Raw genomic sequence first — 12,088 nt, 5'->3', positions numbered from 1 at the left:
TTTTTATTTTTTTATATTTTTTAAAAATAAACACACGCATTTTTATTAAAATACTGCAAAAATTAATATATCCAGAAATAAATTTTAATTTTCACCGCGTTTAAAAATATATATTTTTCATATCAACCGCCGCAGATACGTAGGCCATAAATTTAAAATTTAAATTCTAATTAAAAATCCGATTTTATTAAGACGCGCATTTTTCACTTCCTTTCCTTTTAACTTTCCTTTTTCAATTCAAATACCGCCGGCTGCCATTTACGGCTTTATTGATGCGACGGCCGTGAAAGACACGCGTCTGCAATTGAAAATTATTATACATCATTTTAAAAACAAATCTTTCTTTTCTTTCCTCTACGTTAAGAACAAACCCGCTGCAACCATTTAACTCCTATATTCCGGAACAAAACGAACCGCAATATATTGCGCATCTACGATAAAGTGCAAAATTAAAAACAACGCGCCTTAAAGGGTGCGGCTGCCAAGAGAACAGCCAAATCAACCTGTAAAATAAAAAAGCCCCGGGAGGTTATCCCGGGGCTTTGGTTAATTATTCTATTATTCTTCTGCTTCTTCAGCATCCGCTGATTCTTCAGTTTCTTCAACAGGTCCTATCTTTGACTTGCGGCCTTTTTTCTTTTCCACTTTCTTGAATTTCTTGAATTCGTTTACGCCTGTTCCGGCGGATATTAAGTGCCCTATTATAACATTCTCTTTAAGGCCTTTTAATTTATCCACTTTCCCGTTAACTGCTGCGTCAATAAGAATTCTTGTTGTTTCCTGGAAAGACGCGGCCGAAACCCAGCTTTCAGTTGAAAGCGCGGCTTTAGTGATACCAAGCAGAAGGGGTTTTGCCTTTGCCTGTGCTTTGCCGTCTTTTTCCATCTTTTCATTTTCGGCTTTAAACGCAAAACGGTCAACCTGTTCATCTATCAGGAATTCCGTATCGCCCGGGTCTTCTATCTTAACCTTTCTCATCATCTGCCTTACTATAACTTCAATGTGTTTGTCATGTATCTGAACACCCTGAAGGCGGTAAACTTCCTGAACTTTGTTCAGAAGATATTCCTGAACAGCGTTTTCTCCGTTTACCTGAAGGATATCATGCGGGTTTACGTTTCCGTCAACCAGCTGTTCTCCCGCTTCCACAACGTCGCCTTCGCGCACGTTAATATACTTGCCGTGCGGTATGGCATATTCTCTCTGCACTCCGTCGTCGCTCTGAATAATAATTTTACGTACGCCGGTTGATGATTCTTCAAATCTTACCCTTCCGTCTATTTCAGTGATAACGGCAGGGGTCTTGGGCCTTCTTGCTTCCACAAGTTCCGCAACCCTTGGAAGGCCGCCGGTGATGTCGCGGGTCTTGGAAAGTTCCCTTGGGAACTTGGCAAGTATCTTTCCGCCTTTAACCTTATCGCCGTCTTCAACTTCCAGCTTTGCGCCTACCGGTATTGAATAGGATGCAATCTGTCCGCCCTTCTCGTCAACTATGTTGATGTGCGGATATAGTTTTTCTTTTGATTCTATTATAAACTTGCCAAGCTGTCCGGTTGCGGCATCAGCCTGTTCAAGCATGGTCACATCTTCCACGATATCGTCAAATACAACTTTACCTGCTTTTTCGGTAAAGATCGGGATATTATAAAGGTCCCATAATCCGATTATATCGCCGTCTTTAACTTTCTGCCCGTCCTTTACCTTAAGCTTTGTACCGTATGCAATATGGTGCAGTTCTCTTTCCACCTTGTTGTTGTCAAAAACAGAAATTTCTCCGCTTCTGTTTGTGACAATCATATCGCCTTCTTCATCAGTAACATACTTTATTCCGCTGAAACCAACAACACCTTCGTGTTTTGCCTTGATTTCAGACTGTTCAACAACACGGCTGGCGGTACCGCCGACGTGGAAAGTTCTAAGCGTAAGCTGGGTACCCGGTTCACCGATTGACTGCGCGGCTATAATACCCACCGCTTCGCCAAGGTCAACAAGTTTGCCCGATGTTAAATCAGCGCCGTAACATTTTGCGCAGCAGCCTTCGCTTGTTTCACAGGTAAGAACTGAACGCACCCTTATTCTTTCATATCCGGCCTCTTCAATTCTTTTTGCGACTTCCGGTGTGATAAGCGTATTAGCTTTTACTATTACTTCGTCCGTAACAAGGTCAACAACGTTATCTACAGCCACCCTCCACATTATTCTGTCCGCAAGGGGTTCTATGACTTCGCCGCCTTCTTTTATCGCCATTACGTTTATTCCATTTATTGTTCCGCAGTCATTGTTTGTAACAATTACATCCTGCGCAACATCTATAAGCCTTCTTGTAAGGTATCCCGCGTCAGCCGTTTTCAAAGCGGTATCCGCAAGCCCTTTTCTTGCTCCGTGAGTTGATATAAAATATTCAAGAACCGACAGCCCTTCCCTGAAGTTGGATTTGATGGGGGTTTCAATGATTTCGCCCACGCCTCCGGTCATCTTCTTCTGAGGTTTGGCCATAAGTCCCCTCATTCCCGCAAGCTGCCTTATCTGCAGTTTGGAACCCCTTGCGCCCGAATCCGCCATCATGAACACAGGGTTAAATCCGGCCTGATCTTCTTCAAGTTCTTTGAACATATAGTCCGCGACTTTATCGGTTACGGTGGTCCAAATGTCTATAATCTTATTGTATCTTTCGCCGTCCGTAATGATACCTTTGTTATACTGCGACCTTATCTGAATGGCTTTCTTTGCCGCTTCAGATACAAGCCCCTGCTTTTCATCCGGTATCTTTAAATCCGCAACGCCGATTGTAAAGCCCGCAAGTGTGGACTGTTTGAATCCAAGCTCTTTCATTTTATCCAGCATTTCTGCCGTTACTTTGGATCCGTATCTTTCAAATACCACGCCAATAAGTTTTACAATCTGTTTCTTTGTCATTTTGTCATTTACGTATTCCATAAACTTGCCGTTTTTATCCTGGCCTTTTGGAAGTATCTGATTAAAGATAAGCCTGCCGGCGCTTGTTTCAACAAGTTTATTTCTCATTCTTACGGCAACCATTTCGTGTAAATCAATCGCGTCATGGTCATACGCCATAAGAGCTTCTTCTTCGGAGTAGAACTTTTTCTTCTTTTCCGCTGCGGATTTCTGTTTTCCTGTCTCTTTGGTTATGTAGTACAGCCCCAATACAATGTCCTGGTTAGGTACAATGATGGGCTTTCCGCTGGCAGGAGACAAAATATTTAAAGGCGCAAGCATAAGCATTCTTGCTTCCACCTGCGCTTCATAAGAAAGCGGCACGTGAACGGCAAGCTGGTCGCCGTCAAAGTCCGCGTTAAAACCGCCGCATACAAGCGGGTGAAGTGTTAAAGCGTTGCCTTCAACAAGCCTTGGTTCAAAAGCCTGAATAGAATGCCTGTGAAGAGTGGGAGCGCGGTTTAGCAATACCAGATGGTCTTCAAGAATTTCTTCCAGAATATCCCATACTTCCGCGCGCACGTTTTCAACCATTTTCTTGGCGCTCTTTATTGTGTAGCCCATTTCCTGAACTTTATTGATAATAAACGGCTTGAATAATTCAAGCGCTATCTTTTTTGGAAGCCCGCACTGGTGGAGCTTAAGATCCGGACCTACAACAATAACCGAACGTCCAGAATAATCAACCCTTTTACCAAGAAGGTTCTGCCTGAAACGCCCCTGTTTTCCTTTTAACATATCACTTAATGATTTTAACGGCCTGTTTCTTGCGCCGCGTACGGGATGTCCCCGCCTGCCGTTATCAAACAGCGCGTCTACAGCTTCCTGTATCATTCGCTTTTCATTCTTTACTATAAGCTCCGGCGAATTGATGCTTATAAGCTTTTTTAACCTGTTGTTCCTGTTTATTATCCTTCTATAAAGGTCATTTAAATCGGAAGTTACAAACCTTCCGCCGTCTAACTGTACAAGGGGCCTTAATTCCGGAGGAATTACCGGAAGTACATCAAGCACCATCCATCCGGGAATATTTCCGGACTTGCGGAACGCTTCCACAACTTTAAGCCTTTTGATTATATCTTTCTTTTTCTGTAACGAAACAGTTTTAGCAATCTGTTTTCTTAATTCCTTTGCCAGTTTGTCAATATCCGTGTCCCTTAACATTGCTTTGATGGCGTCAGCGCCTATCTTTACGTTAAGCTGCTCGCCATACTTTTCTTTTAACCTTATGTAATCATCTTCCGTAAGCAGTTCGTATTTTTTAACTTCTTCCGCCGCTCCCGGGTCAATTACTATATAATTTTCATAATATATAACTTTTTCCAGATTTCTTGCAGAAGTATTCAGAAGATAAGCAAGTTTTGAAGGTATGCCTTTTAAATACCATATATGTACCACAGGCACAGCCAGTTCAATGTGCCCCATTCTTTCCCTTCTGACTTTTGTCTCTGTAACTTCAACGCCGCATTTGTCGCAAACAACGCCTTTATAGCGCTGCTTCTTATATTTACCGCAGGCGCATTCATAATCTTTGGTAGGCCCGAATATTCTCTCGCAGAATAACCCTTCAAATTCCGGTTTAAAAGTCCTGTAATTGATGGTTTCGGGTTTCTTAACTTCACCCATTGACCAGTCCCTTACAAGTTCCGGGGAAGCTATGGATATTTTTATAGCATTAAATTCTATATCCCTATGTTTCTTCTCTTCGGGCTTCTTAAGCATATCCTTAAGATTAATCGTAATATTTTCGGGGGCTTCTTTTTTCTTTTTGTCTTTTTTCTTTTTATCTTTCGCCATATACAAGCTCTCCTTATTATGAATTTATCTTACTGCTTCTTGGCTGTCTTCCTGCTTACCAGTTCCACGTTTAAGGCAAGGCCCTGAAGTTCTTTCACAAGAACATTAAAGGATTCGGGTATTCCCGGCTCCGGTATGTTCTTGCCCCTTACTATCGCTTCATAAAGCCTTTTTCTGCCTTCAACATCGTCAGACTTTACAGTAAGCATTTCCTGAAGCGTGTAAGCCGCGCCGTAAGCTTCCAGAGCCCAGACTTCCATTTCTCCGAATCTCTGGCCTCCAAACTGCGCCTTACCGCCAAGAGGCTGCTGTGTAATAAGCGAGTATGGCCCAATTGAACGGGCGTGTATCTTGTCATCAACCATATGAACAAGTTTCATCATGTACATGACACCCACGGTTACAGCCTGCGCGAATGACTTTCCTGTTTTTCCGTCATAAAGCGCGCTTTTGCCGCTGTCCGCCATGCCGACTTTTTTCATCCATTCCTTAACTTCCGCTTCCTGCATTCCGTTAAATACCGGCGTCTGGAATTTTACCCCTTCTTTTTTTCCTGCCCATCCAAGCTGAGTTTCAAGCAGCTGGCCTACGTTCATACGGGAAGGAACACCAAGCGGATTTAAAACAACATCCACAGGAGTGCCGTCAGCCAAATAAGGCATATCTTCAACAGGCAGAATCCTTGAAATAACACCCTTGTTCCCGTGGCGTCCGGAAATCTTGTCGCCCACGGATATCTTTCTTTTCTTTGCGATTAAAACTTTTACAATCTTTATTACGCCGGGCGGAAGGTCATCGCCTTTGTTATTCTTTAAAAGCCTGAACTCTTCTTCCAGCTTGTTTCTCATGTAATCGCAGTAAATTTCTTCAAATTCAATAAGTTTTGCTTTTTCATCTTTATTTAAGTCTTTATTTCCTTCTATTTCTTTTATATTTTCTTTAAGCTGCTTTTCAAGTTCCGCGATTGTTTTATCTTTTTCTTTCTTTACTTTTGAAATATTTTCTTCTTCTTTGCCTTTCTTTTTTCCGCGTTCTTTTCTGGCAAATACCTTAATATCGGTAATTATGCCTTCAATTCCGGGCGGAACCCTTAAAGAAGTATCTTTCACGTTATCAGCTTTTGAACCAAAGATAGCTTTTAAAAGTTTTTCTTCGGGCGTCAGATTGCTGCCGGATATGGGTGTTACTTTTCCCACAAGAATGTCGCCCGGTTTTACCTTTGCTCCTGTCCTTACAATACCTTCCGCGTCAAGGTTCTTAAGCGTATCTTCGCTTACATTTGGTATGTCGCGTGTTATTTCTTCGGGTCCAAGCTTTGTGTCCCTTGCTTCCACTTCATATTCTTCAATATGAACCGATGTAAATATGTCTTTCTTAAGAAGGTTTTCCGACAGAACAATAGCATCTTCGTAGTTATATCCGTTCCATGGCATGAAAGCTATTACCACGTTCTTGCCCAGCGCCATTTCGCCTTTATCCATTGAAGGACCGTCTGCTATTACCTGGCCTTTCTTGATTTTGTCGCCTTTTTTAACCCTTGGTTTTTCATTTATAGTGGTGTCCTGGTTGGTTCTCTTGAATTTTTTCATTTTGTAAACATCAAGTTTTTCCCTCAGGTTCTTGCCTTCCCTGTCTGTGGCTACAATAATAACTTCCGCATCCACATACGCCACCACACCGGAATTTATTGCGGTAATCGCGCGGCCTGAATCTACGGCAGCTTTGTGTTCCATACCGGTACCCACAATGGGCGCATCGGTGACTAACAGAGGAACAGCCTGACGTTGCATGTTGGAACCCATAAGCGCCCTGTTGGCGTCATCGTGTTCAAGGAAAGGTATCAGCGAAGCGGCAACCGACACAACCTGTTTTGGAGAAACATCAATGTAATCAACTTCCTGCGGAGGAACCATAGGGAAATCGCCCTGTGTCCTTACCAGAACAAGATCCTGTGTTATTGTACCTTTATCGTCTGTTATAACATCGGCAGGCCCAATCTTAAAATCATCTTCCCTGTCAGCTGTTAAATATTCAATTTCCCCGGTAAGTTTGCCGTTTTTTACCTTTCTGTAAGGTGTTTCAATAAACCCGTAATCATTTACACTTGCATATGTGGCAAGTGAAGTGATAAGGCCGATATTCTGGCCTTCAGGAGTTTCAATCGGGCAGAGCCTTCCATAATGAGTATAGTGAACGTCGCGGACTTCAAAGCCTGCGCGTTCCCTGTTAAGACCGCCCGGCCCAAGCGCGGAAATCCTTCTTTTGTGAGTTAATTCCGCAAGAGGGTTAACCTGATCCATAAACTGAGAAAGCTGCGAGCTTCCAAAGAATTCCTTTATTGCGGCTACAAGCGGTTTAGGATTGATAAGGTTGGCCGGTATGGCATTTTTCATATCAATGATAGTCATTCTTTCCCTTATCATTTTTTCAACCCTTACAAGCCCTGCCCTGAACTGATTTTCCACAAGCTCGCCTACAGCCCTTACACGCCTGTTTCCAAGATGGTCAATATCGCTCTTTTCCATCCTGCCCGAATTAACCTTATAAAACTGCGCGATGGCAAATACAAGGTCAAATTCAGTAAGCACTTTTTCCGTGGAAATATCATCAAGAATAGCTTCAATCTTTTTGCCGCTCTTATTTTTCTTCCCTTCAATTATGGCGCTTACATTTTCAAGAATTTCCTTGATATCAAAATTCTTCTGCTCTTTTTCGGCGTCAATAATTGCCCTGACTGTTTTATTAATTTTATATCTTCCCACCTGGCCAAGATTATAACGCCTGTGGTCAAAGAACAGATTTTTAAACAGCATCTTAGCGCCGGTTAAAGTGGCAGGTTCGCCCGGCCTCATCTTCTTGTAGATTTCAACCTGCGCTTCCTGTTCCGACTTTATGCTGTCTTTTTTTATCGTCTTAATAATATTGATGTACGGGTTATCTTCATCCCAGATAACGGTGGTCACTTTCTTGATGTTAAGGTCCCTTATCTTGCTTGCCATTTCTTTTGTAATTAAAGCGCCGGATTCCGCAATTATTTCGCCGGTAGATTTATCAATTACATCCTTGAAAAGTATTTTTTTGGTAAGGTCGCGGCTGTCGGTTTCAGTCTCTTCTGATTTAAAGAATATGGAAAGTATGTCTTCTGTCCTTCCAAAACCAAGCGCTCTTAAAAGCGTGGTGGCGTATATTTTCTTCTTTCTGTCAAGCTTAGCGTGCGTTATGTCGTTGGCGTCATATTCAAATTCCAGCCATGTTCCCCTGTAAGGAACTATTCTTCCTATATACATGGGAATACCCATTAAGCCTTCGCTTTCCTCTTCTTCTTCAAAGCTTACGCCCGGAGAACGGTGAAGCTGGCTGACAATAACCCTTTCAGCCCCGTTTATAACAAATGTTCCCCTGTCCGTCATTAACGGAATATCACAGAGATGAACCGCCTGTTCAGGCGCTTCTTTAAGGTCCATCTGCCCTGTTTTCTCGTTTTTTTCATTTATGGCAAGCCTGAAAATGCCCTTTAAAGGCGAAGAATAACTTTCTCCCCTTTCTATGGCTTCTTCAACTTCATGCTTTGGTTTTCCAAATTCATAACCCACAAACTGAAGTGTATAAATACCGTTGTAATCAGATATCGGGAAAACGCTTCCGAATACATCCTGAAGCCCCTGGTTCTTTCTTTTATCAGCGGGGGTGTCGTACATAAGGAATTCTTTATAAGACTTTTTCTGGATATCCATCAAATCAGGGATATCAAGAATCTCCTCAATATTTGTTTTCTGTTTGATTCTTGCCATAGATCCCCTTCCTATATATATTTTGATTGCGGCGCGGACGGTTCGCCGCATTCCGAATGGTTATAGTAACCCTAAAAATACTTTCACCCGTGTCCGTAAATATACGAGCACGGGAATTAATCCGTCTTAAAAAAAAATCTTTAAAGAGCGTATATGTCCGGCGCCCCCTTTAACAGGGGGCGCCCAATATGACATAGACTTACTTTAATTCTACAGTCGCTCCGGCTTCTTCAAGCTGTTTCTTAATCTTGTCTGCTTCGTCCTTTGAAACTCCGGCTTTAACAGGTTTCGGCGTGTTATCGGCTATATCCTTCGCCTCTTTAAGACCGAGGCTGGTGATTTCCCTGATAACCTTGATTACCGGAATCTTGTTTGCGCCAGCGTTGGTAAGAACTACATCAAATGATGTTTTCTCTTCTGCCGCTGCTGCTCCGGCTGCCGGTGCTGCCGCCATCATCATAGGTGCTGATGCTGAAACACCGAACTTTTCCTCAAGAGCCTTTACAAGCTCATTGAGCTCCATAACCGTCATGGATTCGACTTCCTTGATAAAATCCTCTTTCGACATTGCCATTGTATGACACCTCCTTGATATTTTTAAAAATTAGCCTTTTTTGTCTTTTACGGCATTTATAGCGTATACAACATCTTTTACAGGTTTTGAAAGCTGGGTCACAAACTTTACTATCGGCTGATTCAGCGTATAAACAAGCTTTGCGATAAGTTCTTCTTTGCTTGAAAGCCTGCTTATTTCTTTAATCTCGTCCATTGTGTAATGTTTCTTTTCAATGAAGCCGCCTTTTATCTGCAGCTTTTCATTTTCTTTGGCAAAATTAGCAAGTACTTTTGCGGCCGAAACGTAATCATTGCTGAAAACAACTCCGGTTACGCCTTTAAACATTTTTTTCACATCGCCGTTAATGTTCATGGCATCAAGAGCGCGCTTGGACACGGTGTTCTTTGTTACCTTGTAAATAGCTCCCACTTTTTCCAGTTCGCGCCTTAACGTATTTACCTGCTCCACTGTAAGGCCCTGATAATCAGTAATGATAAAACCCGCTGATTCCCTTATCTTTGAAACTGTTTCATCAACAAATATCTGTTTTTTCTGCTTATTCTGTTCTTTAGCCATTAAAGCACCTCTTTATATGAATTTCTTAAAGTTTACGGGAACGCCGACGCCCATTGTCGTGGACACGTAAATACTTTTCACGTACTGTCCTTTTGTTGCCAGGGCCGGAAGTTTCAGGAACACTTTAAGAAAAGCAATTATATTTTCCGCAATCGCGTTTTCCGCGAAAGAAGCCTTGCCTGCAAGCACGTGCACAACGCCTTCTTTATTGTTTCTGTATTCCACTTTCCCGCCTTTAAATTCTTTAACGGCTTTTCCCACTTCAAGCGTAACTGTGCCGGATTTAGGATTAGGCATAAGGCCCTTTGTCCCAAGAATCTTACCCAGTTTTCCGACTTCTTTCATCATTTCCGGAGTGGCAATCGCGATATCAAAATCCAGCCATCCGCCTTTGATTTTTTCAATAAGGTCTTCAGACCCCACTTCGTCGGCACCCGCTGCAAGCGCTTCTTTTTCTTTGTCGCCTTTTACAAAAACAATGACTTTAACCTTTTTGCCGCTGCCGTTGGGAAGCACTATGGTGCTTCTTATCTGCTGTTCTGCCTGAACCGGTTTCTTGGCAAGGTTTACCGCTATGTCAATGCTCTCGTCAAATTTAACATTGGCTGTCTCTTTTAATAATTTTACAGCTTCTTCAATCTCATACACTTTGTTTTTTTCAAGAAGCTTTACTGCTGCGTCATGCCTTTTGCTGCCCATTGTTATTGCTCCTTATTCCTTATATGTTATTTATTCTACTTCTATTCCCATATTTTTAGCTGTGCCTTCAACCATTCTCATCGCCGATTCAACTTTTGTACAGTTAAGGTCGGGCATTTTTGTTATTGCTATCTCTTTAACCTGCTCTTTTGTCACCTTTGCCACTTTAATCTTATTCGGCTGGCCGGAACCTTTAATAACATTTGCCGCCTTCTTCAACAGAACCGGAACAGGTGGCGTCTTAAGGATAAACGTAAAAGACCTGTCTTCAAACACGTCAATTACAACAGGAAGCACAAGGTCTCCCCTGTCTTTTGTCCTGTCATTAAACTGCTTGCAGAATTCCATAATATTAACACCATGCTGACCAAGCGCAGGCCCTACAGGGGGAGCCGGGTTGGCTTTTCCCGCAGTAATCTGCAGCTTTATCTGAGTCATTAACTTCTTGCCTTTTCCTTTTGGAGCCATCTTCAATCCACCTTCCTTGAGTTTATACTATCTTTTCAACCTGGCTGAATTCCAATTCCACCGGTGTCGGCCTTCCGAAAATGGTTACAATTACTTTCATCTTTCCCTTTTCCGGATTAACTTCTTCCACTACTCCGTTAAAATTAAGGAACGGCCCGTCTGTTATCTTTACGTGTTCGCCTATTTCAAAATAAGAAGCCATCCTTGGCTTTTTCTTTCTGTCTTCCATAAGGTCCATTATATCGGTAACTTCGCTTTCAGAAAGCGGAATAGGCCTTGACTTAGTGCCTACAAATCCGGTTACCTTAGGCGTATTTCTCACTATGTATAATATTTCTTTGCCCTCTTCGCTGTCCAGTTCCACATCCATTTCTATCATTATGTATCCAGGAAAAAACTTTCTGTTCTTGACCACTTTTTTCTTTTTCTTAATTTCGGTAACGTTCTCCGAAGGTATTAATACATTTGTTATCTTTTTTTCAAGGCTGTATGTCTGAATTCTCTGCAGCATATTTTCTTTAACATTATTTTCCTGTCCCGCGTAAGTACTTATAAAATACCATCTGGAAGCCATCTATTATCCCGCCTTTTACCTGAATATAAACTTGACCGCTTTTGCAAGCGCAAAATCAAGTATTCCAATGTATAACATGAGGAAAAAACCGACCACAATAACAACAATTGTGGATGCTATTACCTGTTTTCTTCCGGGCCATGTTACTTTTTTCAGTTCAAGCCAGGCCACTTTTAAAAATTCAATAAACCTTTTCATTTTTTCTCCTTAAGCCGGAAAGAGGATTACGAAGTTTAACCTTCGCCCTGCCATACAATCCAAATCTTTCTTGCTTCTGTCTTATTGCTTTCTCCGGATCCGCCGTATTCTGGCAGGCCAGGAGGGATTCGAACCCCCAGCACGCGGTTTTGGAGACCACTGCTCTACCAATTGGAGCTACTGGCCTACGTTTTTTACTTGGTCTCTTTGTGATTAGTATGTTTTTTGCAGAACTTACAATACTTGCTCACTTCAAGTTTTTCCGTATGCAGCTTCTTGTTCTTGGTCTGGGTGTAATTCCTTCTTTTACATTCAGTGCAAGCTAAAGTTATAATGTCTCTCATGTTTTCCGCCCGTTATTCCAGAATCTTCGTTATAACACCGGAGCCTACTGTCCTTCCGCCTTCGCGGATGGCGAACCTTAATTCCTGTTCCATGGCTATCGGCATTATCAGTTCCACTTCTATTGTTACC

Annotated in this window: 10 protein-coding genes and 1 tRNA gene; all 11 read right to left on the bottom strand. The window is 42.2% G+C overall.

Features of this window, described 5'->3' with window-relative positions:
* Positions 1-558 precede the first annotated feature (558 nt).
* Positions 559-4,677, bottom strand: a complete 4,119-nt coding sequence (gene rpoC, locus JXR81_11745) for a DNA-directed RNA polymerase subunit beta' (GenBank protein MBN2755515.1) — start codon at positions 4,675-4,677, stop codon at positions 559-561.
* Between the two features lie 104 nt (positions 4,678-4,781).
* Complete coding sequence (rpoB, locus tag JXR81_11740) at positions 4,782-8,543, bottom strand: DNA-directed RNA polymerase subunit beta (protein MBN2755514.1); 3,762 nt, start codon at positions 8,541-8,543, stop codon at positions 4,782-4,784.
* Positions 8,544-8,742: 199 nt separating this feature from the next.
* Complete coding sequence (rplL, locus tag JXR81_11735) at positions 8,743-9,111, bottom strand: 50S ribosomal protein L7/L12 (protein MBN2755513.1); 369 nt, start codon at positions 9,109-9,111, stop codon at positions 8,743-8,745.
* A 36-nt stretch (positions 9,112-9,147) separates the two neighbouring features.
* The gene (locus JXR81_11730; protein MBN2755512.1) at positions 9,148-9,675 is read right to left on the bottom strand and encodes a 50S ribosomal protein L10; all 528 of its coding nucleotides are present in this window, start codon (positions 9,673-9,675) and stop codon (positions 9,148-9,150) included.
* A gap of 12 nt (positions 9,676-9,687) precedes the next feature.
* Positions 9,688-10,374: a 50S ribosomal protein L1 gene (locus JXR81_11725; protein ID MBN2755511.1), complete on the bottom strand. Its 687-nt coding sequence runs from the start codon at positions 10,372-10,374 to the stop codon at positions 9,688-9,690.
* 30 nt (positions 10,375-10,404) lie between these two features.
* Positions 10,405-10,842, bottom strand: a complete 438-nt coding sequence (gene rplK, locus JXR81_11720) for a 50S ribosomal protein L11 (protein ID MBN2755510.1) — start codon at positions 10,840-10,842, stop codon at positions 10,405-10,407.
* 22 nt (positions 10,843-10,864) lie between these two features.
* On the bottom strand, positions 10,865-11,416 hold the full coding sequence (gene nusG / locus JXR81_11715) for a transcription termination/antitermination factor NusG (GenBank protein ID MBN2755509.1): 552 nt from the start codon (positions 11,414-11,416) through the stop codon (positions 10,865-10,867).
* A gap of 15 nt (positions 11,417-11,431) precedes the next feature.
* Complete coding sequence (gene secE, locus JXR81_11710; protein MBN2755508.1) at positions 11,432-11,614, bottom strand: preprotein translocase subunit SecE; 183 nt, start codon at positions 11,612-11,614, stop codon at positions 11,432-11,434.
* 110 nt (positions 11,615-11,724) lie between these two features.
* Positions 11,725-11,801: transfer RNA gene (locus JXR81_11705), tRNA-Trp, on the bottom strand.
* A 7-nt stretch (positions 11,802-11,808) separates the two neighbouring features.
* Positions 11,809-11,958, bottom strand: a complete 150-nt coding sequence (rpmG, locus tag JXR81_11700; GenBank protein MBN2755507.1) for a 50S ribosomal protein L33 — start codon at positions 11,956-11,958, stop codon at positions 11,809-11,811.
* A 12-nt stretch (positions 11,959-11,970) separates the two neighbouring features.
* The coding region (locus JXR81_11695; GenBank protein MBN2755506.1) for an elongation factor Tu at positions 11,971-12,088 on the bottom strand (118 nt) is incomplete at its 5' end.

It is taken from the genome of Candidatus Goldiibacteriota bacterium, from assembly GCA_016937715.1.
Taxonomy (GTDB): domain Bacteria; phylum Oederibacteriota; class PGYV01; order PGYV01; family PGYV01; genus PGYV01.
Note: the sequence above shows the minus strand (reverse complement) of the source record. Positions and strands in the feature narration are given on the sequence as shown.

Bases quoted from the DNA above. Each gene is read 5' to 3' on its own strand.
- JXR81_11725 (MBN2755511.1), bottom strand. From the start codon at position 10,374: ATGGGCAGCAAAAGGCATGACGCAGCAGTAAAGCTTCTTGAAAAAAAC.
- nusG (MBN2755509.1), bottom strand. From the start codon at position 11,416: ATGGCTTCCAGATGGTATTTTATAAGTACTTACGCGGGACAGGAAAAT.
- rplK (MBN2755510.1), bottom strand. From the start codon at position 10,842: ATGGCTCCAAAAGGAAAAGGCAAGAAGTTAATGACTCAGATAAAGCTG.
- JXR81_11730 (MBN2755512.1), bottom strand. From the start codon at position 9,675: ATGGCTAAAGAACAGAATAAGCAGAAAAAACAGATATTTGTTGATGAA.
- secE (MBN2755508.1), bottom strand. From the start codon at position 11,614: ATGAAAAGGTTTATTGAATTTTTAAAAGTGGCCTGGCTTGAACTGAAA.
- rpmG (MBN2755507.1), bottom strand. From the start codon at position 11,958: ATGAGAGACATTATAACTTTAGCTTGCACTGAATGTAAAAGAAGGAAT.
- rpoC (MBN2755515.1), bottom strand. From the start codon at position 4,677: ATGCTTAAGAAGCCCGAAGAGAAGAAACATAGGGATATAGAATTTAAT.
- rpoB (MBN2755514.1), bottom strand. From the start codon at position 8,543: ATGGCAAGAATCAAACAGAAAACAAATATTGAGGAGATTCTTGATATC.
- rplL (MBN2755513.1), bottom strand. From the start codon at position 9,111: ATGTCGAAAGAGGATTTTATCAAGGAAGTCGAATCCATGACGGTTATG.